This is a genomic window from Aeromonas sp. 102P (assembly GCF_051920345.1).
Classification (GTDB): domain Bacteria; phylum Pseudomonadota; class Gammaproteobacteria; order Enterobacterales; family Aeromonadaceae; genus Aeromonas; species Aeromonas veronii.
Map to the genome: position 1 here is coordinate 1,372,734 of NZ_JBQBCZ010000001.1, position 22,723 is coordinate 1,395,456.

General features: G+C 58.4%; 19 protein-coding genes. 13 read left to right on the top strand and 6 right to left on the bottom strand.

Going from position 1 to position 22,723, the window contains the following annotated elements; translation table 11 throughout:
- Positions 1 to 38 precede the first annotated feature (38 nt).
- The 3 genes from ACTG1K_RS06595 to ACTG1K_RS06605 form a co-directional block, all read right to left on the bottom strand.
- Positions 39 to 539 (bottom strand): YfbU family protein, encoded by a 501-nt coding sequence (locus ACTG1K_RS06595; protein ID WP_047436197.1) that lies wholly within the window; start codon positions 537 to 539, stop codon positions 39 to 41.
- A gap of 163 nt (positions 540 to 702) precedes the next feature.
- The gene (gene bcp / locus ACTG1K_RS06600; protein WP_005358255.1) at positions 703 to 1,167 is read right to left on the bottom strand and encodes a thioredoxin-dependent thiol peroxidase; all 465 of its coding nucleotides are present in this window, start codon (positions 1,165 to 1,167) and stop codon (positions 703 to 705) included.
- Positions 1,168 to 1,191: 24 nt separating this feature from the next.
- On the bottom strand, positions 1,192 to 1,725 hold the full coding sequence (locus ACTG1K_RS06605; RefSeq protein ID WP_005349229.1) for a glycine cleavage system protein R: 534 nt from the start codon (positions 1,723 to 1,725) through the stop codon (positions 1,192 to 1,194).
- A 205-nt stretch (positions 1,726 to 1,930) separates the two neighbouring features.
- On the opposite strand from ACTG1K_RS06605, the gene dapA reads away from it, so the two are divergent.
- The 3 genes from dapA (at position 1,931) to ACTG1K_RS06620 (ending at position 5,209) form a co-directional block, all read left to right on the top strand.
- Positions 1,931 to 2,818 (top strand): 4-hydroxy-tetrahydrodipicolinate synthase, encoded by an 888-nt coding sequence (gene dapA, locus ACTG1K_RS06610; protein WP_005349232.1) that lies wholly within the window; start codon positions 1,931 to 1,933, stop codon positions 2,816 to 2,818.
- Complete coding sequence (gene bamC / locus ACTG1K_RS06615; RefSeq protein ID WP_042080542.1) at positions 2,811 to 3,938, top strand: outer membrane protein assembly factor BamC; 1,128 nt, start codon at positions 2,811 to 2,813, stop codon at positions 3,936 to 3,938. The genes dapA and bamC overlap by 8 nt, the downstream gene beginning before the upstream one ends.
- 167 nt (positions 3,939 to 4,105) lie before the next feature.
- Positions 4,106 to 5,209, top strand: a complete 1,104-nt coding sequence (locus ACTG1K_RS06620; protein WP_440004974.1) for a phosphoribosylaminoimidazolesuccinocarboxamide synthase — start codon at positions 4,106 to 4,108, stop codon at positions 5,207 to 5,209.
- A 127-nt stretch (positions 5,210 to 5,336) separates the two neighbouring features.
- On the opposite strand, the gene ACTG1K_RS06625 is transcribed toward ACTG1K_RS06620, so the two are convergent.
- Complete coding sequence (locus ACTG1K_RS06625; RefSeq protein WP_440004975.1) at positions 5,337 to 5,939, bottom strand: short chain dehydrogenase; 603 nt, start codon at positions 5,937 to 5,939, stop codon at positions 5,337 to 5,339.
- Positions 5,940 to 6,036: 97 nt separating this feature from the next.
- On the opposite strand from ACTG1K_RS06625, the gene ACTG1K_RS06630 reads away from it, so the two are divergent.
- The 4 genes from ACTG1K_RS06630 to ACTG1K_RS06645 all read left to right on the top strand — a co-directional run bounded on the left by ACTG1K_RS06630 (position 6,037) and on the right by ACTG1K_RS06645 (position 8,958).
- The gene (locus ACTG1K_RS06630; RefSeq protein WP_440004976.1) at positions 6,037 to 6,936 is read left to right on the top strand and encodes a LysR family transcriptional regulator; all 900 of its coding nucleotides are present in this window, start codon (positions 6,037 to 6,039) and stop codon (positions 6,934 to 6,936) included.
- 71 nt (positions 6,937 to 7,007) lie between these two features.
- Positions 7,008 to 7,649 (top strand): DUF2057 domain-containing protein, encoded by a 642-nt coding sequence (locus tag ACTG1K_RS06635; protein ID WP_440004977.1) that lies wholly within the window; start codon positions 7,008 to 7,010, stop codon positions 7,647 to 7,649.
- Between the two features lie 71 nt (positions 7,650 to 7,720).
- The gene (locus ACTG1K_RS06640) at positions 7,721 to 8,167 is read left to right on the top strand and encodes an HIT domain-containing protein (protein ID WP_440004978.1); all 447 of its coding nucleotides are present in this window, start codon (positions 7,721 to 7,723) and stop codon (positions 8,165 to 8,167) included.
- 89 nt (positions 8,168 to 8,256) lie between these two features.
- On the top strand, positions 8,257 to 8,958 hold the full coding sequence (locus ACTG1K_RS06645) for a DUF3334 family protein (RefSeq protein WP_033114911.1): 702 nt from the start codon (positions 8,257 to 8,259) through the stop codon (positions 8,956 to 8,958).
- A gap of 68 nt (positions 8,959 to 9,026) precedes the next feature.
- Here ACTG1K_RS06645 and ACTG1K_RS06650 read toward each other — a convergent pair whose 3' ends face one another.
- On the bottom strand, positions 9,027 to 10,025 hold the full coding sequence (locus ACTG1K_RS06650) for a DUF2860 family protein (protein ID WP_071914428.1): 999 nt from the start codon (positions 10,023 to 10,025) through the stop codon (positions 9,027 to 9,029).
- Between the two features lie 197 nt (positions 10,026 to 10,222).
- On the opposite strand from ACTG1K_RS06650, the gene arcB reads away from it, so the two are divergent.
- The 6 genes from arcB to ACTG1K_RS06680 all read left to right on the top strand — a co-directional run bounded on the left by arcB (position 10,223) and on the right by ACTG1K_RS06680 (position 22,125).
- The gene (arcB, locus tag ACTG1K_RS06655; protein ID WP_440004979.1) at positions 10,223 to 12,535 is read left to right on the top strand and encodes an aerobic respiration two-component sensor histidine kinase ArcB; all 2,313 of its coding nucleotides are present in this window, start codon (positions 10,223 to 10,225) and stop codon (positions 12,533 to 12,535) included.
- Between the two features lie 33 nt (positions 12,536 to 12,568).
- Positions 12,569 to 13,933 carry a dGTPase gene (dgt, locus tag ACTG1K_RS06660; protein ID WP_440004980.1) on the top strand — a complete coding sequence of 455 codons (1,365 nt, stop codon included), beginning with the start codon at positions 12,569 to 12,571 and terminating at the stop codon, positions 13,931 to 13,933.
- A 315-nt stretch (positions 13,934 to 14,248) separates the two neighbouring features.
- Positions 14,249 to 14,452, top strand: a complete 204-nt coding sequence (locus tag ACTG1K_RS06665) for a hypothetical protein (RefSeq protein ID WP_440004981.1) — start codon at positions 14,249 to 14,251, stop codon at positions 14,450 to 14,452.
- Positions 14,453 to 14,675: 223 nt separating this feature from the next.
- Entirely contained in the window at positions 14,676 to 18,917 is a 4,242-nt protein-coding gene (locus ACTG1K_RS06670; protein ID WP_103250451.1) for an ATP-binding protein, read from the top strand.
- Positions 18,898 to 20,109 carry an EAL domain-containing response regulator gene (locus ACTG1K_RS06675; RefSeq protein WP_440004982.1) on the top strand — a complete coding sequence of 404 codons (1,212 nt, stop codon included), beginning with the start codon at positions 18,898 to 18,900 and terminating at the stop codon, positions 20,107 to 20,109. Before ACTG1K_RS06670 ends, ACTG1K_RS06675 begins: the two co-directional genes overlap by 20 nt.
- Positions 20,110 to 20,148: 39 nt before the next feature.
- Positions 20,149 to 22,125, top strand: coding sequence for a HAMP domain-containing methyl-accepting chemotaxis protein (locus tag ACTG1K_RS06680; RefSeq protein ID WP_440004983.1), 1,977 nt, complete (start codon positions 20,149 to 20,151; stop codon positions 22,123 to 22,125).
- Positions 22,126 to 22,184: 59 nt separating this feature from the next.
- On the opposite strand, the gene rfaH is transcribed toward ACTG1K_RS06680, so the two are convergent.
- A complete protein-coding gene (gene rfaH / locus ACTG1K_RS06685; protein ID WP_180993660.1) occupies positions 22,185 to 22,685 on the bottom strand; it encodes a transcription/translation regulatory transformer protein RfaH in 501 nt (166 codons plus the stop codon).
- Positions 22,686 to 22,723: the final 38 nt, after the last annotated feature.

Below are 22,723 nucleotides of genomic sequence, written 5' to 3' on the forward strand. Positions count from 1 at the left end.
CGCCAGTGGCGCCTTTTTTGTTGCGGTTGGTGTGTGGATCAGGCCGCCAGCACCTTGCGGATTTCCTGGATGGAGAGCTTGTACTGACGTGGACACTGGCGCCACACCTGCAGCATCCGCTGGTACTTGTCACGCATGGCGATGTCGCTGGAGAGCTCGTCGCACGGGCACTTGAGCTCGGGGAAGCGCTTGTCCACCTCCAGCAGGAAGCAGACGTAGTCAGCCAGCTCACGCTCCTGACTGCGGCTGTAGCCGTTGAACTCCAGCCGACTGGCATTGATCTCGCTCTGATCGGCGGCATCCAGATTGCCCCATGAGATGGCCAGTGCGTGGTGCAGTTCCAGGGTGTCGATCACCTCCTGGCAGGTCGCCAGATCCAGATGGCCGAAGCTCTTCTCCAGCTCGAGGATCTGCAGGCAGTAGCCGCGCTCGATGATGGTGCTGGCGCGCTGGTAGACGTCCGCTTTCTCCGGATTGAGTTTCGCCAGAATTTCGTACTGGTTGCTCAGGATCAAACGCTCAGTGTTGCTCATGTTCATGGGATATCTCGCTGGAAGATGATTCTGGGGTCACGTTAACCCATATATAAAATGAATTTTTTGATCTGGGCGGGGGAGTTGGTGAGAAAAATCCGCTGGCAAGGGGTGGCTGAGCAGACGAAAAAGGCCTGCATGGCAGGCCTTTCAATAACGCAGGGGAGGGTTACCCCTTGAGGAAATCCAGTACCACCTGATGGTGATCGCTGGTTTTGAACTTGTCGAAGTGGTGGGCAATCTTGCCCTCTTCGTCGATCAGGAAGCTCTGACGGTGAATGCCGTCATACTCCTTGCCCATGAACTTCTTCGGGCCCCAGACGCCAAAGGCATCGGCGACGGCGTGGTCTTCATCAGCCAGCAGGGTGAAGTTGAGCTGGTCCCGCTCTTCGAACTTTTTCAGCCGTTTGGCCGGATCCGGGCTGATGCCAAGCACCACCACATTGAGGGCGGCCAACTCGGCGTTCACATCGCGCAGGCTGCAGGCCTGGGTGGTGCAGCCGGGGGTCATCGCCTTGGGGTAGAAATAGACCAGCACCTTCTTGCCGCGCAGGCCAGCGAGGCTGACCTGATTGCCATTCTGGTCGGGCAGGGAGAAATCGGGGGCGGGGCTGCCAGCTTGTAGTGGTTGCATGGGGTCTCCTCGGGTAAAACGCCCTCAGGCGTGTTTGCGATTGACGATAAACTCGAACGATTCGGCACCCAGTTGACGACAGAATTCGGCGAAGGCGGTTTGCGAACCTTCCACTTCACCCTCTCTGGCCAGATTGAGCTGAAAACTGATCTTCAGCAGGTTGAACGGCTGCTGCTCCAGGGTCATGGATTGCATCGCCTGGATGTTCCAGCCATGTTCGCTGAAGAACTGGGTGCACTGGCTTACGATGCCGGGCTCGTCGCGGATCAACAGATCGGCACTGGCGCGGACGTCATACTGCAGGGACTGGTGGCGCTCGGTGCGTTTCATCATGGTGATGAGATCCCACTCCTGGCTACGCAGGGGCAGGCTGATTTCGAGTTGCATCATGCTGTTCCAGTCGCCCGAGAGCAGCATGATAAAGGTAAATTCATTGCCGAAGATGCCAAGGCGGCTGTCCACAATGTTGCAACCACAGCCACTGACGTGGCGGGTCACTTCATTGACGATGCCAGGCCTGTCCGTGCCGATGGCCGTTACGACCAGGTAGTGAGTCATAAATCTTCTCTCGTCCGTTATTTCGTTGCGAAAGCCGCGCTGGCAAGCCAACCCTCCGGCCCTGATGACCACTCCCTGAGGGACGCTGCCGACTTTCGTCCATTACTTTTTGTTCCGGATGGTATCACGGCTTGCCCCCTCTCTCCCTTGTTTTTCAAAGGGGTCAGCTTTACCATTACGCCCCTGAAAATCGGGAGAAAAGTCCATGTTACGCGGTAGTATTGTTGCGCTCGTTACCCCCATGCTGGCTTCAGGTGAAGTCGATTGGGCCAGTCTGGCCAAACTGGTCGACTATCATGTCAGCGCCGGGACCAGCGCCATTGTTGCGGTGGGTACCACAGGGGAATCGGTGACCCTGAGCGAGCAGGAGCATATCGCTGTCGTTGAAAAGACCGTTGAGTATGCCGCCGGACGCATTCCCGTCATCGCCGGTTGCGGCTCCAACAATACCGCCCATGCCATTGAATTGGCAAAGCGACTGGCCAAAACCGGCGTGGTGGCGGGTCTCTCGGTGACTCCTTACTACAACAAGCCCACTCAGGAAGGTCTCTATCGCCACTATTGTGCGATCGCCGAGGCTAGTGGTCTGCCCCAAATTCTTTATAATGTGCCCGGTCGCACCTGTTGCGATCTCAAACCGGAGACCGTGGCCCGTCTGGCCAAGGTTCCCGGCATTATCGGTTTGAAAGAGGCAACCGGCGATTTGAGCCGCACCCCGCTGCTGCGCGAGCTGTGCGGGCCGGAGTTTGCTCTCTACAGTGGCGACGATGCCACTGGTTGTGATTTTATGCTGCAAGGTGGCGATGGCGTGATTTCGGTCACCACCAATATTGCAGCGGCCCAGATGGCCGACATGTGTCGTGCTGCGCTGGCCGGTGATGCCGGGCAGGCGCATGACATCAACAATCTCTTGATGCCGTTGCACAAGACTCTGTTCTGCGAACCGAGCCCCACCCCGGTGAAATGGGCCTGTGCCCAACTGGGGTTGATTGCAACAGCCACCTTGCGCCTGCCGCTGGTTGACCTCACCCCCGAGGGCGAACAGCTGATGGCGCGAGCACTGACCACAGCGGAGTTGATGGCGAGTGTTTAAATCTAATGGAAAGGGAAATAGAGCCCGTCTGGTGCTGAGCGTTGCGACTGTGGCCGTATTGGCCGGTTGCAGCACCCCCCAGGACCGCAAAATGGCCAACCGCGACTTCGGTTATGAAGATGCCCGCCTCGAGGGCCGCGCGTTCTTGATCCCCGCAGGATTGAGTGCCCCCACCTTCAACAGCCAGTACGATATCCCGCCGCTTCCCGAGAGCAGCCGTGAAGGTGCCCTCGGCGCCCAGGTCGATGTGCGCCCACCCGCTCAACTGCTGACCGTGGTACCGGGCAGTCAGGTGGTGCAGACCGCAACCGAACCGACCGTTGCCTTCTATGCCCTGAGCACCAGCCAGAGCGTGGAGCGCGACACCTGGTCGTTCCTGATGAACTTCCTGGCCAAATACAAGGTCACCACCGAGAAGCTGGATCAGCAGGATGGCGTATTGCAGACCGGCTGGTTTGACAACACAGTCGCCCTCGATGGCTGGGGTGAAGATGACGAAGACTTCAAAATCCGTCAGCGTTACCAGTTCACCGTGCGCAACGATGCCCAGCGCCACGCGGTCAACATGTCGGTCCGGGTGCTGGATCACGAAGAGACCATCGACGGCGAGACCAGCAACAAGCTGACCCCTGCCGATGCCCAGCGCTATGCCGCGCGGGTGCTGAACCAGTTCTCGCTCTATTACGACAGCCAGCTGAAAGCCCGTGAGCAGCACAAGTCCAACGATGGCATGGGTCTGCAACTGGGTCTGGACAACAACGAGCTGAGCGCCTGGATTGCCGAAGGCTCCTTTGATCAGGTGTGGCGTCGCCTCAACCAGGTACTGCCCGCTTACGGTTTCACCATCAAGGATACCCAGCAGTCACTGGGCTGGATCGACGTCGAATACGAAGAGCCGGGTGCCGAGTTCTGGAAGGCGAAAGGGAGCGAGCCGTTCAAACTGGAGGAGGAGAAATACCGCTTCCAGCTTGGCGAAATGGCGGGAGGCAAGACCTCCATCACCCTGTTCGACAAGGACAAGAAGCCGGTATCGTCCGGGGTTATCTCCCAGATGTATATCAGCCTGTCCGAGGCGTTCGCCAAGGGGCTGGCCGATCAGGCAGCAGCAAAAGCAGAATAAATACAGGGGCCTTGTGCCCCTGTTTTGTTATCTGAATCCCCCTGAAAACGCGGGGATTCCGAGCGGTTTTCGATGATGCGAGCCCCCTTGCCAGCACGTTGCAAACAGAGCGTGCAGGTGAGTGACTCGCGATGTTTACCCCCCACAAACAGGAAGTGTTATTAGCCATGAGTCTTGCAGATCAAGTATTGGCGGTGAATGACGATTTACCGATCCGTACCGATAAACCTGTCCATTCCGGCAAAGTGCGCAGCGTCTACTGGTTGACCCCCGAAGACAGTGCCCGGCTCATAAAAGAGAAAGGCTATGATGTACCGGCCGATGCGCCCCTCGCCCTCATGGTGATCAGCGATCGCATCTCGGCCTTCGATTGCATCTGGCAAGGTGTGGATGGCCTGAACGGCGTGCCGGGCAAAGGGGCGGCGCTTAATGCCATCTCCAGCCACTGGTTCAAGCTGTTCAAGGAGAAGGGGCTGGCCGACAGCCACATTCTGGATATTCCGCACCCCTTCGTCTGGATTGTGCAAAAAGCCCGTCCGGTGATGATCGAGGCGATTGCCCGCCAGTACATCACCGGCTCCATGTGGCGTGCCTACAAGGATGGCGAGCGCGAGTTCTGCGGCATCACCCTGCCGGAAGGGCTCAAAAAGGATCAGAAGCTGCCGGAGATCCTCATCACTCCCTCCACCAAGGGCGTGCTGAAAGGGCTGGATGGCGTGCCGGAAGCCGATGACGTCAACGTCTCCCGTGCCGATATCGAGCGCCACTACAAGGGCTTCAACTTCAGCAAGCCGGCCGATATCGACCGCTACGAAGTGCTGCTCAAAGAGGGCTTCAACGTCATCAGCGACGCGCTGGCCGGGCTGGATCAGATCTTCGTCGATACCAAGTTCGAGTTTGGTTACGTCCACGATGCGGCGGGCAACGAGAAGCTGATCTACATGGATGAAGTGGGCACCCCCGACAGCTCCCGTATCTGGGATGGCGCGGCCCTGCGCGACGGGCAGATTGTCGAGAAGTCCAAAGAGGGTTTCCGTCAGTGGCTGCTCAGCCACTTCCCGGATCCGGACATCCTGCTCAACAAGAACCGCATGCCGGAACGTTTTGCCCTGGCCCGCGACAACAAGCTGCCGACCGAAGTGATGATGGATATCTCCAACACCTATGTAGGGATCGCCGAGAAGATAATCGGCCACAAGCTGGCGCGTTCTGCCAATCCCAAGCAGGAGATCATCGAGGTGCTGCGCGATCAGTACGGTCTGATCGACTAAGGGTTGCTCTCTTTTTTGTCGCCAACAAACAAACGTTTGCCGGTGGCGATGGAGAGAGGCAGAGAAACAGACGGGCCCCGCTATGGGGCCCGTTTTTATTGCTGGTCTGGCGGCAAGCGAGCGGCGATTAGCCGTTGACCCTGAACACCTGGCCGGTCTGGATGCCCAACACCGATTTTTTGTAAGCCTGCGCCACCTTGGCGGCGGGCACCGGCACGAAGCCCGGGAAGAAGTCGGCGTATTTCTCCATCGACTCCGCCAGCACGGTGGGGCTCACCACGTTGATGCGAATGCCCCTTGGCAGCTCGCAGGCGGCCGCTTTCACAAAGTGATCGATGGCGCTGTTGACGGTGCTGGCGCTCACGCCCCAGTTGATCGGCTCCTCGCTCAGAATACCGCTGATCAAAGTGATGGAACCCTTGTCAGTCAGATAGGGAATGGCGGCGCGGGTCAGGTTGATCTGGCCCATCAGCTTGCTCTCCAGTCCCACCTGCCACTGTTCGTCGGTCATCTCGGTCAGGCCGTTGAAGGCCACGCTGCCGCTGGCGACGACCAGCGCATCAAACTGGCCCACTTGGGCAAACAGTGCCTTGATGGAGGCGGGATCGCGCATGTCGACCGTGGCATCGCCACGGCTGTGGCCGACCCGGATCACCTGATGATCTTTGGCAAGCAGTTCACTGACAGCTGAGCCGACGGTGCCGGAGGCACCCACAATCACAATTTTCATCTGCATCACTCCTGGTTGGGATGTGTTGATTCTAGCGCAACATAAAATGCGAAAAAGCGCGTAAAATAAACCCATTGTTTCCATATTGGAGCTAATGATGGATATCGCCCATCTGGCCAGCTTTTATGAGGTGGTGCTGCGCGGCAGTTTCTCGGCCGCTGCCGATACGCTGGGAGTGAGCAAGGGGATGCTGAGCCGCCACGTCAGCGCGCTGGAGGCCTCCCTCAATGCACAACTGTTGCAGCGCACCACCCGCCGCCTCAGCCTGACCGAGGCGGGCAAGACCCTCTATCAGCAGGCGGGGGAGATCTTCGCGCTGGCACGGCAGGCGGAGCAGGATATTCAGGCGCTGACCGAAGAGTATTGCGGACGACTGCGCTTTACCTGCCCGGTCAGCACCGGCGATCGCATGGTGAGCGAACTGCTGACCAGCTTTGCCGCGCTTTGCCCGGGAGTGGAGGTGGAGCTCAACTTCACCAACCAGATGGTCGACATGAGTCAGGGAGAAAACGACATCGCCCTGCGCGCCATGAGCGAGGTGCCGGACAATCTGGTGGCCCTGCCGCTCGGCCGGCTCAAGGATGTGGTGGTGGCGAGTCCCGCACTGGTGGCGCGAGAGGGGCGTCCTGCCACTCCCTATGAGCTGAGCGGGCGCAGCTGCCTGTTGCAGGGGCACAATCCGGCCTGGGAGCAGTGGCACTTTATCCGTGAGGGGGAAGAGGCCCACATTCTGGTACAAGGCAAGGTGCGAGCCAACCACTACAGTACCGTGTTGCAATTGGCACGTGCCGGTATGGGCTATGCCAAGTGCCCGCTGATGCTGGTGGAATCGCTGCTGACGGCGGGGGAGCTGGTGACCGTGCTAGATGAGTGGCAGTGCGGCCTGCACCAGCTTCATGTGCTGCATGCCCAGCAGCGGCGGGTGCCGCGCAAGATCCGGCTGTTCAAGCAGGTGCTGGCCCAGTGGTTTGCCGAGCGACCCCACTACCTGCTCTGAGCGGCGTTATTTTTCTGTCATCTTTGGCTGCTACCCTGCGCCCATCATCGGCATCAGGAAGATCTGCGGGAATGAAGAGTAATAGAGGGTTGACCGGGTTTGTGCTGCTCTGTGCAGTGTTGGGGGCTGGCAGTGTGCAGGCCATGGTGGACGTGAAGGTGCCGGAGAATTTCCGCATCCTCGCGGTGAGCAACGGCACCTTGCAAGATGAGCAGCATGCCACCCTGGCGGATGGCGAGCAGCAACTGCTGGTGCGTTTCGAGGGGGTCATCCCCAGCCGCAGCAGCAGCGAGAATGATCGGCAGGTTCGCTCCGAGCCGCAGGTGGTGCGCTATCAGGCGAGCAACCAGCGGTTGCAACTGGTGGCGAGCGTACCGGCCGATGAGCAGGGGATGGAGGCCTATGCCAAATCGCCCGCAGTGGCGTTGCAGGAGAGTGGCCGGGCACTTGCCATCCAGCAGGATGCACTGGTGACCAGCGGCATCCTGCTTGGGGTGGATTGGAACGGGAAACTGGCTGAATACAACCGCAGTGGCGGCAGGGCGGCGCTGACGGTGGGAGTGGTTGCGGCTCCGTCAATCAATGCAGTGTCTGGCGGCTCTCAACCTGTTGTGGCTGCCAGCGAGCTGGAAGGGCAGTTGCAGCAACTGTTCCTCCAGGCAGACCCGGCCCTGCGCAAGCGCTTTATCAGTTGGGCCGTGCCGCAGCTTTAAGTTTGCCGCCCGTTGCAGTAACGTGGGCATCCCTGTCGGATGCCCTCTTCATCGTACTCAACGAGGTGTTCATGTTTGAATTGCATTCCCGCCTGCAGGCCGATACCTGCTGGCTTGGCGATCTGCCGCTCTGCCGCGTCCTGCTGGCCAAAGACAGTCAATACCCCTGGCTCATTCTGGTGCCGCGAGTAGATAACCTGCGCGAGATCCACCATCTGGCACCGGAGCAGCAGCAACAGCTGATGCAGGAGTCCTGCGCCGTCGCGGCGCTGATGGAGCAGGCTCTCAGTCCGGACAAGATCAACATCGGCGCGCTCGGCAATCTGGTGCCGCAACTGCACATTCATCATGTTGCCCGTTTCGCCACCGATGCCGCCTGGCCAGGCCCCATCTGGGGAGCTCATCCGGTCGTTCCTTACGAGCCACAAGTTTTGGCGCAGCAGGCCGATACATGGCGCGCCCGGCTCGCCAAGCTGAGCGGTTTCACCCCTGTGACTGCTGATAACGGAGTCAACTGAGAGGCGTGTCGCTATTTCAGTCTTCTGGCCGCGCCATCTGTTAGAGTTATGGTATAGATAAGCCCATTCTCGATGTTCAGGAAGGACACATGATAGTTACAAGATCCGATGATGACGTCGTGTTGACGACTGAGGATGTACTGCTCAGTCTGTGCAACTCGGTAACCGACGTGTTGAGTGCCGCGACCATGAGTCAGGTACGTTTTTCCGGTATGGTGCAGCGGATCAGCAAGACCTGCCTGAAGCCCGATATCGGCTGCTTCGTGCTGTTCGATGGCGGCTTCTCCGGTCTGGTAGTGATCAACTTCTCCGCCGCTGCCGCCATGGAGCTCTATGAGAGCTATATGCTGAGCATGGGGCTCTCCAAGGAGGATCTCGCCATCTCCCACACCTCGGACGAGGTGAGCAACGTGATGGGCGAGCTGATGAACCAGATCGTCGGCAGCTTCACCGTCAAGGTGGGCCGCGATCTGCAGACTCACATCACCCAGAACCAGCCGAAGATGCTGGCCCTCAACAAGCAGGTGATGCTGAGCGTCGATACCAATCTCGACAGCCCGGAATCCCGCCGCGTCACCTTCTTCACCGCTCGCAACAACATCTTCTATCTGGAGCTGGCGATGGACAAGACCGAGTTCATTCGCATCCACAATGAGGGGATGGAGCACGAGGAGCTTGATCCCGATGCCCTGATCGCCCAGGCCAAGCAAGACGCAGCCAAACCGGCGCCTGCAGCAGCTCCGGCCGCCAGCAACGATCACGACGATCTGCTCGACTCGCTCGGTATCTGAAGCAGGTCTACGGCAGCAATGAGAAGGCCACCCATGGGGTGGCCTTTTTTATCGCGGCTTTGCTGAGGTTAGAAGTTGTAGAGCAGACCGGTGCTGACGCGGCTCGCTTCGGTATCGTAGAAGCCGATATCGGAGCTGGCGTTGGCATAGGAGAGGGTAAAGGTCGCGCTGAGCGGTTTCACCCCGAACAGGCTATGCCAGAAGAAGGTGCCGTTGATGGCAAACTCGTCCGCATCGGCGCGCTGGCCGAAGATGGGGTTGGCTTCGTCATACTTGCGCTTGCCGGCATAGACGTTGCTGACAATCGACCACTGGGGGCCGCGCTTGGCATAGGTCAGTTGCAGGCCGGTGTTTTCGAAGCTTTCGGCGCTGCCATCGAGGTTGGCTTGCTTGTAGATCAGCGCAGGTTCCAGAGCCTGACCGTCGGCGAAGGTCCACTTGTAGGAGAGCTGCATGTCATACATCTTGCCATTGCGATCCAGCATGGATGCGTAGTGAGTGCCATGGACCCGGTCATACTGCTGGCCGCTCTGCTCATCATCCATGTCGATGCTGCGGGCGGTGATGCTGCCGTTGAAGTTGCTGCCCCAGATCTTGTCCCAGGCGAAACGCGCCCCTTTGGATTTCAGGTCGGTGGAGCTGCGATCCACGCCGGTGGCAAAAGGATCGCTCCACAGCTCGACCGGCATGGCGTTGAATACCAGCGAGGTAGCGACGATCCCCTTGTCGCCCATCTCCTGACGCAGACCGAACTGCTGGGTAAAGTCGAAGCGGATGGCATCCTGGATGAGGTTACCGAGGAAGATCTGGGTTCGGGTATCGGCAAAGGTGTAGCGGATATCGGCGTTGATCAGCGGAGTCAGCTTGTTCTCGCTATCCGGTGAGCCCAGATCGTTGATGCGACTGTGGTTGTCGTCGCCGGCATAGAAGTTGGACTTGTAGCTGGTAGCGCTGACGCCGCCCAGCAGGAAGCCGGACCAACCGGACTGGCGCGGAATTTCGCCCAGATCGGCGTATGCAGCGTGGCTCGCAAGCAGGCCGAGGCCCAGCAAGGTGAGATTGCGCATCAAAAGACTCCTGATATATCAAACTGTTGAGGTGTAAAGCCCGGGATGTTCGTGCTGCTGATGTCACCTTGGTATTGCCCGGGTGAGTGCAATGGTCACATATGATACAGGAATATCCAATTATTGGCTTATCACACAAGAGTTAAGCGCGTTGTGCTGGTATTCTGTCCGGCGAATATCGGGGAGAAAACAACAAGATGAAGCAGATTAAATCCTGGGCGCAATATTACGTCGATCTGATGACCAAGCTGGGTCTGGTGCGTTTCAGCATGTTTCTGGCCACCGGCATCATAGTGCTGGCGGTCGCCATCCAGATGGGGGTTACCCTGTTTTTGCGGGGCAGCATCGATGTCATCGATTTCGTGCGCTCGGTGTTTTTTGGTCTGCTGGTCACCCCCTGGGCGGTCTATTTTCTCTCCATCGTGGTGGATCAGCTGGAGGATTCCCGCCAGCGGCTGAGCCGGATGGTGCGCAAGCTGCAGGATATGCGCGAGCGGGATCTCGAGCTCAACAATCAGCTGCAGGAGAACATCAGCCGCCTCAACAGCCAGATCGCCGAGACCAACCGGGCCGAGAGCCTGCGTCTGCAGGCCATCGAGGATCTGGAGAACGAGGTGTTCCAGCGGGAAAAGGCCCAGCTTCATCTGGGAGAGCGCACCGCTCTGCTGCGCTCCTTTATCGACTGCTCCCCGGATCTGGTTTACTACCGCAATGAGGATGAGCAGTTCTCCGGCTGCAACCGCGCCATGGAGGAGCTGACCGGCAAGGCTGAGAGCGAGCTGATTGGCCTTACCCCGTTCGATGTCTACAAACAGGAGATCGCCAACAAGGTGGTAGAGACCGACCGCCAAGTCTTTGCCAGCAACGAGCCGCTCACCTATGAGCAGTGGCTGGAGTACCCCGATGGTCGCAAGGCCTACTTCGAGCTGCGCAAGGTGCCCTTCTTCGACCGCTTTGGCAAGCGGCTCGGCCTGCTCGGCTTTGGCCGTGACATCACCGAACGCAAGCAGTATCAGGACAAGCTGGAGAAGGCGAGCCGCGACAAGACCACCTTCATCTCCACCATCAGCCACGAGCTGCGTACCCCGCTCAACGGCATTGTGGGGTTGAGCCGGATGCTGATGGATACCCCGCTCGACCCGAGCCAGCGTCAGCAGCTCAAGACTATTCACTTAAGTGCGGTCACCCTTGGCAACATCTTCAACGACATCATCGATCTCGACAAACTCGATCGGCGCCGGCTTGAAATTGCGCCAACCCGGATCGACCTGCCTGCGTTCCTCGACGAGCTGGAGACGCTGTCGCGCATTCAGGCGGAGCAGAAGGGGCTCTATCTGCACTTTGATCGCGATGGCGACATGCCGCAGTTCGTGATGGCGGATGGCACCCGACTGCGTCAGGTGTTGTGGAATCTGGTGGGCAATGCAGTCAAGTTTACCGATGAGGGTGGCGTCACCGTGCGCTGCCTCTCCCATCCTGCCGACGAGCCGGGCAAGCTGGCGCTCCACTTCGAGGTGGAAGATACCGGCGTCGGCATTCCCCGCGCCCAGCAGGAGAAGATCTTCGCCATGTACTACCAGGTGCAGGGCAAGAAACACGCTACCGGTACCGGTATCGGCCTCGCGGTCTCCCGTCAGCTGGTACAGGCCATGGGCGGCCAGCTCTACGTGGATAGCGAGCCGGGTGAGGGTTCCTGCTTTACCGCCGAACTGGAGGTCGCCTGTGTCGAACAGGCGTTGCCTGAACTGGAAGAGGAGATGCCTTCCCTCGACATCCTGCTGGTGGAGGATGTCGAGCTCAATGTGACGGTTGCCTGCGCCCTGCTGAACAAGCTCGGCCATCAGGTCAAGGTGGCGCGCGATGGTTCCCAGGCGCTGGCGATGGCCAACCCGGATGATTTCGACCTTATCCTGCTCGATATCCAGCTGCCTGACATGACCGGGTTCGATGTGGCGGCAACCCTGCTCGAGCGCTACGGCGAAAGTTTGCCGCCCATGGTTGCCCTGACGGCCAATGTAACCGGCGATCGCCAGTACTATCTGGATCGCGGCATGCGGGATGTGATTAACAAGCCGCTCGGCTCGAAGGCGGTGCGCGAGGTGATTGGTCACCTGTTTGCCGATCTGGCCGACGACGAGGCGGACGAGCAGGCTGATGCGGTGGCTCAGGATGCGTTGCTGGATCTCCCTTTCCTCACCGACTATGCCGATACCGTGGGCAAGCCGGTACTGCTCTCCAGCGTCGAGCTGTTCGAGAAGATGATGCCCGACTACATGGCGGTGCTCGACTCCAACATGATCGCGCGGGATCAGGCTGGCGTGGTGGAGGAGGCGCACAAGATCAAGGGGGCGGCAAGCTCCATCGGCCTGCGTCGCCTGCAGCAGACGGCGCAACTGATCCAGAGCCCGGATCATCCCGCCTGGTGGGAGAATGTGGAAGACTGGATTGAGACGCTGCGTCGGGAATATCCGGGCGATATCGCCCGTCTGCGTCGCTGGTTGTTGTCTTGAATCCAATGGGAGCCGCGGGCAAGGAGCCACAGGATGTATAGCCGTTTGATCACCCCCGAGCGTGTTCACCCCTGGGGGAAAGAGGAGCTGCTGGAGGCGACCGAGCTGGATCGCGCCCGCATAGTGCAGGCGGCACCGGTGCGCCGGTTGCAGCAGAAGACCCAGGTTTTTCCGCTCGATGTGAAAGCCTCGGTGCGCAGCCGTCTCACCCATTCGCTGGAGGTGCAGGAGACCGGCCGCCAGATCAGTCGCCGCATTCTGGCGGAATTGCCAGCCAGTGTGGTGTGCGAGGGGGCCTTTATCAATTTGGTCGAGATGTCATGCCTCTTGCACGATGTGGGCAACCCGCCGTTCGGCCACTTCGGCGAGCAGGTGATGAGCCAGTGGCTCGGTGAAATGGTCGATCCCCTCTATCAGCAGGCACTGGCACAGCCCCCCTCGATCCAGTGGGCGGAGCTGCGTCAGGATCTGCTGTTGTTTGACGGCAATGCCCAGAGCTTGCGGTTGGTACACAGCCTGCACGAACTCAACCTTACCCTCGGCCAGCTGGGGGCGCTGTGCAAATACCCGCAGCAGCCGCAACCCGGTGTGAGTTACGGCCAGCATCATGGCTGGAGCAGCAAGCGCGGCATCTTCTTCAGTGAACAGCCCCTCTATCGCGCCCTCGGCCAGAGTCTGGGGCTGGCCCCAGGCTGCCGCCATCCGTTGGCCTACATCATGGAGGCGGCAGATGACATCTCCTACTGCATCGCTGATCTGGAGGATGCGGTAGACAGGCGCATTCTCACCCTGAATGAGCTGCTGGCTGCCCTCTGCAGCGCTGATGGCAGCGATTACATGACGACCCTGCTTGGTGATGCACAGCGCTCCAGCTGGGGTTTCTTCCCCCATTTTCGTCACCGGTTGACCAGAGATCTGGTGGCGCTGGCGGCCAGCACCTATATCAGCGAGCATGAGGCGATCCTGCAGGGGAGCTATCCGCAGGCCCTGCTCCACGGTCAGGCTCCCGCGGCACGGGTGCTCGATATCCTCAAACAGGTTGCGCGGGCGCAGGTTTTCATGCGCCCCGAGGTAGAGGCGCTAGAACTGGAAGGCTACGCCGCCCTGCGCGGTGTGCTCGTCACCTACTCTTGCCTGCTTGCCATGCCGTCCGGGCAATTTTCCCGTCTGCTGGCGGGTGAGGGGGGGAGTGAACTCTTCTTTGCCCGGCGGCTCTATCACCGCCTCTCGGCGCGCCATATCAAGGCCTATCGGTTGGCAGTGGCCGTGCGGGACGAGCGTTTTGTCTGCGAGCAGGAGCAGGAGTGGTATTACCGGGTACGCCTGCTGCTCGACTATGTCAGCGGCATGACGGATACCTATGTGCTGGAAGAGTACCGGCTGCTCTCGGGGATCTGATAACCCGGACTCCCTTTCGGGCAGCATAAAATGCCGTAAAAACGTTTAAAAAGGAGTCGCAAGAGGCTTGTGTTAAATTCGGAGTTTTTTTAGACTGCTGCAACCTGTTCAACTTTTATCCGGTAAGGAGACGAAAATGCACCATCAGATGCTAAATCTTGCATTCTCTCGCGGCACTGCGTGCGGCGTGAAATCTCGTGCTCTTTTACCGCGTGGCGTAAACAGGTAACCCCTGTCTTTTTATCACCCGCGGTTCGTCCCGCAGGGTGATATCCACTTTCTCCGGGAGAACCGCATGTTCAACTGGAGAATGTCATGTCTATCGAACTGGTTTTACTACGTAGCGTCGAGTCTTTGGTACAAAAGCGGATCGCAAAGGTCGAGCGTCGTCTCGCCGTGATTAATCTCTCGCCTGCCCTGCTCAGGGATATCGGGCTGGAAGGATATCAGGGTCAAATCGCCCTCGTTCGCGAGCGGGAGTATCAAACCGGCTTCCGCCTCGGGAATCGAATAACCTGATCGCGAGGGGGAGAATAAGATCCCCCTCGCTAGTGAAATGGCAGGCTGCATGCCTGCCATTTTCCCATCTTATGGTTGATTCCAGGTTCACATGTTGGTGACTCAGTATTATCCTCTCCGCCCTCTTTGTAACAGCTGCGATTGTTTTCTCGCCTTGCGTCGTCAGGATCTGCAAGATTAGAGGTGGCAGCCCTATCTGTTTTACTCATCAGGACAAGACCTTATGCCACTCCTTCGTCAGCTTTTTCTTCCCATTTTGCTGTTGTTTTCAGGCATGTTGGCTGTTGCGGCTCCCCAGCCGCAAGATGAGAGCACAAGTAACGAAATTACTGCACAAAAGGAGCTGCTGATCGGGGTTCCCCGTGGCGGCTATCTCCCTTTCATCTATCAACTCCCCAACCAGCGTTATGCCGGTCCGCTCAAGGAGCTAGCCTCGCGCATTGCAGCCGAAATGGGCGTGTCATTGCGTTATATCCCCTACAACTCCTACGTGGATGCCCAGATTGCTCTCCAAGGCGGCCAGATCGATGCATTAATCGGGGTCGAACGTAATGCTCTTGAATTGAAGGGGATAAACCCTATTGGCAGTATCGGTTCTTATGCTCGCTCCATTTTAATGCATACCCCGGATCAGCGATTGACCCTGGAGCAGGCGCGCAAGTTACGCTGGGTCTGTATTCGTGGTTTTGGCAGTTGTAATGAATTGGCTCGTTTGGGGATCTCTGATGTAACTGAGCTGGAGAGCCGTACTGAGGCGACCTATATGGTCAAGCTGGGCGCTGTCGATGCATATCTTGATTTGGAACCCATTGTTTCCCTCAAGATGGAGAGAATGCCAGCATCAATGGGGGTTGTCGCTCCTGGGTGGCTTTCTGGCAGCACGCTGACGATGGCGACCAGCTCCCGCCAGCCAGAGCTGAGCCAGAAGCTTTGGCATGCATATCAACGGATACCCGTTGCAGACTCACGATTACGGTTGCATCAGAAAGATGAACGCGCCAACGCTGGTCTGTTGCTGGAACCTGATGAGGCTAGTTGGCTGAAGCAGAGAAACAAGGTGATCAAGTTCGCCGTTGCCCCCGGATTTGCCGGCATCAGCGAAATCGATGACGAAGGTGAATTGCATGGCTATACGGCAGACCTGATGAAATTATTGAGTCTGCGCTCCGGGATCCGCTTTGAGCTGGTGTCGACAAATACCTGGCAGGAGTCACTTAAACTGCTGAAAGAGCACAAAGTGGACCTTATTCCCTTGATGACACCGCTCAAGGATCGTCAGTCCTTTGCCTCTTTTACCTCCTCCTATCTGAAGTTCGACAGCTATGTCGTAGCCAGACACGGTGCTCGCCCGCTGAAGTCGTTGGTCGAACTGAAAGGGCGTCTGATTGGTGGTGTGACGGGCTCTTACGAAGCCTCTCTCATTCACGCGCTGGGCGCCAATATTATCGAAGTAGGCAAAGATGCCGATTTACTGACCTTGCTTGATACTGGGCGAGCCGAATATGTGCTGTTGACCATGACCAATCTGGGACAGCAGGCGATGAAGGGGTTCAATGATAAGTATCAGGTAGTGCTGAGCTCCCCCGAATTTTCCGTACCTATCAGTATGGCCGTCGATAATGCTCAGCCCGAGTTGCTCCACATCATGGACAAGTTGTTGCTGACCATCACGGATGAGGAGTGGCAACTGCTGGAACGACGCTGGCTCAATGTGTCGGTCAATATCGAGTCTGATTACACCCTGATTTACAAATGGTTGGCCATAGGGGGGGGCGCCTTGCTCGTCAGCGGTTTGCTGGTGATGTTCTGGGCTCGCAGTTTGCGTCGCCAGATTGCGCAGCGCAAAATCGCAGAGGACAAGCTGAACGAACAGTTGCTGTTTGTGCAGACCTTGCTCAACTCACTGCCAACCATGGTGGCGCTACGTGATAGCGAGCAGCGGATCACCTTGTGCAATCAGGCCTATCGCGATGCTTTCCTCGGTGCTGGCAGTAGCAGTGAGGAGCTGCAAAACATGCCAGAGACACTCAGAAACAGTGTGCTGGAAGAAGAGCGCAGGGTGTGGCAGACCGGACAGGATCTGGAGGGGGCAGGCAGTAATCTGCGAGCAGATGGCACGCCCTGCCATGTTATCTATGCCAAACGTCCCTATAGAGATCCGGATGGCAACATGCTGGGGGTGTTGACAGTACTGACCGATGTCAGCCGGATCAAAGAGGCGGAGGAGCGCGCCCGTCAGGCTGAAAATCGCCTTACCCAGATTACCGACAGCATGCCTGGGGTGGTCTATCAGTATTTGTGGCAAGGACCCGGCAAGGGGCGGTTTTTGTATGCCTCTCAGGGTGCCAGCGAGATCCTCGGGGCTTCCCGGCAGGATCTGTTCAATGCCGAATCGGGTGGTGAGGTGTTCGGCTTTACCGAAGAGGCGCTGCAGGATTTTGTCAGCAAGGTGGCCAATCATGCCGAGACTCTGGCTCCCCTCGATCTGGAGGTCAAGGTGGAGCGGCCTGATGGAGATCGTTATCTGCAAGTGCGTGGCAACTTTGTCAGACAGGAGCAGCAGGCACTGATCCTCAATGGGGTCATTCAGGATATTACGGCCCTCAAGCAACAGGAATACGAGCTGCGCGAAGCTCGCGCCTATGCCGAGCAGGCGATGCAGGCTCGCAGTCGCTTTTTGGCAACCATGAGCCATGAACTACGAACACCCATTTCAGGCATGCATGGCATGCTCGAATTGCTGCAAATGAGCGAGCTCAACGACGACCAGCGTTTTATGGTGCGCAATGTGGTCACCTCGACCAACAACCTGCTCTATCTGGTCAATGACATCCTCGATTTCTCCAAGATAGAAGCGGGTCAGTTGCAGTTGAATTACCAGAGCAGCCGGTTGCAAACGGTGATCTGCGATGCCATTCGTGGCCATGCGACACTGGCTCATAACAAGGGGCTCCACGTGGTGCTGGAGTGGGAGCATCATGTGCCGGATTGGGCCGACATCGATGGGGTGCGTATTGGTCAGGTCATCTCCAACCTGCTCAACAATGCGGTGAAGTTTACCGAACAAGGGGGTATTACTATCCGGGTCAGCTATCTGAGTGAGCAACTGACCATCAGTGTCAGTGACACCGGTATCGGGATTGCCGAAGAGAAGCAGGCGCTGCTGTTCACGCCTTTTGAGCAGGTGGAGTCAGATATCAACCGTCGTTTTGGTGGCACCGGCTTGGGGTTGGCAATCTGTGAGCAGCTGGTATGCAAAATGGGGGGGGCACTGACACTGACCAGTAAGGCAGGAGAGGGCTCCTGCTTCCGCTTTACCGTGCCGCTAACCAATCCGCAGTGGGATCCCCCTGCTCTGGCTGACACAGAATGGTGGTTTTTCAGCGATGACACCAACCTCGAAGCGGCCATGGTACGGCAGGGGGCCAAGCTCAGGTACTTGGGGGCCAATGAGCTCAGTCGCTCACTGGAAGGGTTGCTGTTGGCCGATCAACGGTGGCTTGAGCAAGCGCTGGGAGGGGAATGGCAAAGCTGGCTGCAACACTCTGCGCTGAAGGGGATCATAGCGTCACCCGATGAGGCGTTACGGGGTCGGATTGGTGAACAGAAATGGTGGCGCCTGGGTCTATCTCCTCTCTATCCGGATCTTCTGCTGGAGAGCTGCCACGAATTGCTACAGGAGCGGGTCACACCGCACCTTCCAGCGCTTGCAGAGAAGCTGGGTGGCAAAGTATTGGTGGCCGATGACCATCCGGTCAATCGTGCCTTGCTGGCACGGCAGTTGGCCATTCTTGGTATCGAGGCTCAGGTTGTGGAAGATGGCGAGAAGGCTCTGCGGGCCTGGCAGGGACAGCAATTCTCCCTGCTGTTGACTGATTGCCATATGCCGGTGATGGATGGTTATGCCCTGACCAAGGCGCTGCGGGCTGCGGGAGTGACGGCCCCTATCATAGGGGTAACGGCAGATACGTCGGAAGAGGCGAGTGCTCGTATGGTAGAGGCTGGCATGAGTGACATGTTACTGAAGCCCTACCCGCTGGATATCTTGCGCCAGATGCTGGCCCATTGGCTGGCAGAGAGGACGCCAACCAGAAGCGCGGTTGCGCCCGTTGTTGGGGCTACAGGCATGCAGGCTGAGCGCTGGTTGGCGCTGTTTGGTGACGAGCTGACCGCGCGAGCCATGGCTGTGGAGTATCTCGATTCCAACCGGCAAGATGGCGAGGCCATGATGGCAGCGCTGATTTGTCATGATGCCAGCGCTTTGGTAGAGACTGCCCATCGGATCAAGGGGGCTGCCAGAATGGTCGGGTTGGAGGGGCTTGCCAGCCAGGCTGCCATGCTGGAATCGGCTGCGCGATTGAAGCGGCTCGACGAGCTCGACGATCTGGTCAGCACAGTGCAGAGGTTGATGACGGCGATTGCCCACGACATTGGATTATGGCTCGATGAAAAAAGCACAACATGAGTTGGTCATCATGGTCGTGGAAGACCATGGATTTCAGCGCAAGGCGCTGCTGCACCAGATCCGCAGCCTGGGTTACCAGAATCTGCTGGAAGCGGTTGATGGTGTCGAGGCGTTGGCGCTTAGCCAGCAACACAACGTCGATATCCTGTTTTGCGATCTGCGAATGCCCGGAATGGATGGTATGGCGCTGTTGCGCCGCCTGTCGCTGGGTGGTTTTCAGGGCGGCATTATCCTCTCCAGCGCGCTTGAGGGGGATGTGGTGGAAGCCGTATTGCGTATGAGTACCGCTTATGGCTTGCAGGTGCTCGGTCGCATAGAGAAACCCTCAACGCCGCAGCAGCTCCAGCGGCTTATCCAGGCTTGGTCACCCCGGCAGGAACCCCTCAGGGAGGAAGAGGGGCACAGAATAGGACTCGATGAGTTGCGTCGGGCGATCGAACAAGATCAACTGCTGCCCTGGTATCAGCCCAAGGTGAGTTTTGCATCCGGCGAGTGGGTCGGGATGGAGGCGTTGGCCCGCTGGCAACACCCCGAGTTTGGCCTGATCCCTCCCGGGCGTTTTATTTCACTGGCGGAGCACAACGGGCTTATCGATCCGTTGACCGAGGTGATCATCAGCAAATCTCTGAATGATGGCCATTTATGGGAGGAAACCGGGTTGTCACTCAATCTGTCGATGAACCTCTCCACCACCTCACTCATTGAAGGGGACCTCTGCAACTTATTGATTGATCAGTGCAAGCGCTGGAGTATCAATCCTGAGCTTATCACTCTGGAGGTGACCGAGAGCGCATTCGTGCAGGATCTGGGCAAGTCTCTGGAGGTGCTGACCCGGCTAAGGATGCATGGCTTTGGCCTCTCCATCGATGATTTTGGTACCGGCTACTCCTCGATGCAGCAGCTGGCACTGTTGCCGTTCACCGAACTCAAGCTGGATCGCTCCTTTGTCGATCGCTGCCATGCCGATCCGTCACGTTTGGCTATCATCGAGTCCAGTATCGAGTTGGCCCGCAAGCTGGGGCTGAAGTCGGTGGCGGAAGGGGTAGAAGATGAGGCGACCTGGCGAGTGCTGGCCCAACTCGGTTGCGACCTTTGTCAGGGATTTTTCTCTGCCCGCCCGATGCCGCGCAGTGAATTGGCTAATTGGCACCGGACTTGGCAAGATAGATTGCCTACACTGATATCTATCTGATTCTGTTGGCTGGATCCCTCCGTTTGAACAAGGATGTTCATGAAAATCTCAAGCAAGTTGCTGCTCAGCTTCGGTTTTATCAACCTGCTGATCCTGCTCTCCTCCACGCTGGTCTATTACCGGCTGACCCAGATCAATCAGGCCCAACACACCCTGCTGGAGCAGGCGCTGCCCGCTTTGCAGCGGGATGAGGCGAGCCAGAAGGCGCTGGTTGCCACCGTTTCTGCCCTGCGTGGCTATCTGATCCTCGGCAAGGATCCGGCTCAGGCTTCCCGTCTCAAGCAGGAGTGGGAGTCGGCTTGGCAGGCTATTGCCCATCAGGCGTTCAGTCCGGCGCTCGCCAAGTCTCTCGAGACCTTCAAAAGCCATCAGGAGAAGGTGTGGACCATCGCCCAGAGTGAAGAGAATCTGCCCGCTCACACCCTGATGCTGCAGGAGGCGGGGCCGCTGGCGGAGGCGGCGCTCGATCAGTTGCAATCATTTGCCAATGAAGAAGTTGGCACTCCGCAGGATCAACTCTCCGGCGATCGCCGCATGCTGCTCAAACAGGTGGGAGATGCCTATAACAGCCTCGCCAACGCCCTCTCTGCCCTGAGGGATTTTCTTATCTCAGGCGATCCCGAATACCGCAGAAAATATCAGGATTACTACCAGTTTCATCAGCAGCGGGTGGCTGAGGTTAAGCAGCAAGCCGCGCTCTTTACCGACACCCAGCAGAGCCTCTGGCAGCTGTTTGAAGAGATGGCGACCCCTTTCTCCGAGCTGGTGGGGCAGGTGATCGAGAAGCGCCAGGCACCGGATTGGGATCAGGCAAACTACCTGATGGCCACCGACATCGAGCCGATGCAGTCCAGCCTCAGCGAGCAGTTGGTCCAGCAGGTGGGGAAAACCCGTGCCGAGGTGGATCAGATTTCGGCGCAGATGACCGGAGCCGGGAGGGCTATCAACCAGACATTACTGTTGGCTACCGGCAGCGCCATCGTGCTTGGCATGCTGGTCGCATGGCTCTTTAGTCGCCGTCTGACCCGTGACATTGCCTGTCTGGTGACCCGGGCGGGGCAGGTTGCGGATGGCCGGCTGGCGGCCGAGCCCTTGCCAATCACAGGGCAGGATGAGTTGGGAGAATTGACCGGTTCCATCAACCGGATGTCTGCCCAGTTACATCATCTGGTCGGGGAGTTGCAGGGGGCTGTGGGGCAGGTCGAGGTGGCCTGTCTCGATGTGGGCAGCACTACCAGAGCCATAGTGGCGGACCTGACGGAGCAGGATCAGCGGGTCGATGCGGTGGCGGCGGCTATCGATCAGATGTCAGTGAGTGCTCGTGATGTGGCTGGCAACATTGCCGGTGTGGCGGATGGAGCCCATCAGGTGCGGCAGCAGACCCGTCAGGGAGAGGCCGCGCTGGCGCGAATGAGCGATACCATGCAGCAGATTGCCGCCATGATTGGACAGGCCAACGAGGCCATGGGGCTGTTGGCGCATCAGAGTGAACAGGTGGGGCAGATCACCGAGGTGATCGCCACCATTGCGGAGCAGACCAACCTGCTGGCCCTCAATGCGGCGATCGAGGCGGCGCGGGCAGGCGAGCAGGGGCGCGGTTTTGCGGTGGTAGCCGATGAGGTGCGCCAGCTGGCGACCCGCACCCATCAATCCACTGCCGAGATCAGCCAGACTATTGCGGCCATCTCCCAGCAGACTCGCCAGACGGTGAGTACCGTCAGCAGCGGAACCCGGTTGGTGGAGCAAGGGCGGGATGCTGTCGGATTGGTGACAGATACCCTGAGTGCCATGAACCAGCTGGTACAGTCGCAGTCGGGCCAGCTGGAGGCCATTTCGGTGGCAACCGAGCAGCAGTCGCGGGTGGCCGCCGAGGTATCCGGGACGGTCGACGACATTGCCGCGCTCAGTCGGCAATCCTGTCAGCGCAGTCAGCAGGGGGAGGAGATCGTAGCCAGACTGGCTGGTGATACCGGCAAGCTGAAGGCGGTCATCGCCCGCTTTGATCTTGATGCATGAGATGGCGGGATCATCCCGCCATTGCTATTGCCATTCACCGGGCCGTCTGGCCCGTGGGTTTAGTCCAGACGTCTGAAGGTGTGGTTGTCGAAGCTGCTGGTGGTCTCCCGGTTGAGCAGGCTGACCAGCAAAATTGCCCGTTTCTCTCCATCCGGCTCCATATAGATGGCTTCGAAACCTGCCAACGGCCCCTCTTCAATCAGCACCTTGTCGCCCGAGCAGGGCAGGTTAGCGTAGCTGGCTCTCGCCTCGTCGCTATCATCGCGGCTCATCAGCTGATAGATCAGCTTGCTGCTGATGGGGGTCCATTCACTGCCAAAGTGGATGATCCGGCTGATGCCGCGGGTCGATTTCAGGGTGACCGGTGTCACCTCTTCCAGATCGACAAAGATAAACAGGTAGTTGGGGAACATGGGTTCCCGTACCGGAACTCGCTTGCCCCGGCGCAGCTTCTCGATCTCCACCATGGGGTAATAGGATTCGATACCCTGGGCATCGAGGTGGGCGCGGGCGCGGGCCTCTTCTTTTGGCTTGCAGTAGGCCAGATACCATTTTTTCATGTTATGAGTATGTTCGTGTTGCCGTGCTCGCGGATATG

Excerpts from the sequence above, each read along its gene's own strand:
- ACTG1K_RS06595 (WP_047436197.1), bottom strand. The coding sequence starts at position 539 with ATGAACATGAGCAACACTGAGCGTTTGATCCTGAGCAACCAGTACGAA.
- bcp (WP_005358255.1), bottom strand. The coding sequence starts at position 1,167 with ATGCAACCACTACAAGCTGGCAGCCCCGCCCCCGATTTCTCCCTGCCC.
- ACTG1K_RS06605 (WP_005349229.1), bottom strand. The coding sequence starts at position 1,725 with ATGACTCACTACCTGGTCGTAACGGCCATCGGCACGGACAGGCCTGGC.
- dapA (WP_005349232.1), top strand. The coding sequence starts at position 1,931 with ATGTTACGCGGTAGTATTGTTGCGCTCGTTACCCCCATGCTGGCTTCA.
- ACTG1K_RS06620 (WP_440004974.1), top strand. The coding sequence starts at position 4,106 with ATGAGTCTTGCAGATCAAGTATTGGCGGTGAATGACGATTTACCGATC.
- ACTG1K_RS06625 (WP_440004975.1), bottom strand. The coding sequence starts at position 5,939 with ATGAAAATTGTGATTGTGGGTGCCTCCGGCACCGTCGGCTCAGCTGTC.
- ACTG1K_RS06630 (WP_440004976.1), top strand. The coding sequence starts at position 6,037 with ATGGATATCGCCCATCTGGCCAGCTTTTATGAGGTGGTGCTGCGCGGC.
- ACTG1K_RS06635 (WP_440004977.1), top strand. The coding sequence starts at position 7,008 with ATGAAGAGTAATAGAGGGTTGACCGGGTTTGTGCTGCTCTGTGCAGTG.
- ACTG1K_RS06640 (WP_440004978.1), top strand. The coding sequence starts at position 7,721 with ATGTTTGAATTGCATTCCCGCCTGCAGGCCGATACCTGCTGGCTTGGC.
- ACTG1K_RS06645 (WP_033114911.1), top strand. The coding sequence starts at position 8,257 with ATGATAGTTACAAGATCCGATGATGACGTCGTGTTGACGACTGAGGAT.
- ACTG1K_RS06650 (WP_071914428.1), bottom strand. The coding sequence starts at position 10,025 with ATGCGCAATCTCACCTTGCTGGGCCTCGGCCTGCTTGCGAGCCACGCT.
- arcB (WP_440004979.1), top strand. The coding sequence starts at position 10,223 with ATGAAGCAGATTAAATCCTGGGCGCAATATTACGTCGATCTGATGACC.
- dgt (WP_440004980.1), top strand. The coding sequence starts at position 12,569 with ATGTATAGCCGTTTGATCACCCCCGAGCGTGTTCACCCCTGGGGGAAA.
- ACTG1K_RS06665 (WP_440004981.1), top strand. The coding sequence starts at position 14,249 with ATGTCTATCGAACTGGTTTTACTACGTAGCGTCGAGTCTTTGGTACAA.
- ACTG1K_RS06670 (WP_103250451.1), top strand. The coding sequence starts at position 14,676 with ATGCCACTCCTTCGTCAGCTTTTTCTTCCCATTTTGCTGTTGTTTTCA.
- ACTG1K_RS06675 (WP_440004982.1), top strand. The coding sequence starts at position 18,898 with ATGAAAAAAGCACAACATGAGTTGGTCATCATGGTCGTGGAAGACCAT.
- ACTG1K_RS06680 (WP_440004983.1), top strand. The coding sequence starts at position 20,149 with ATGAAAATCTCAAGCAAGTTGCTGCTCAGCTTCGGTTTTATCAACCTG.
- rfaH (WP_180993660.1), bottom strand. The coding sequence starts at position 22,685 with ATGAAAAAATGGTATCTGGCCTACTGCAAGCCAAAAGAAGAGGCCCGC.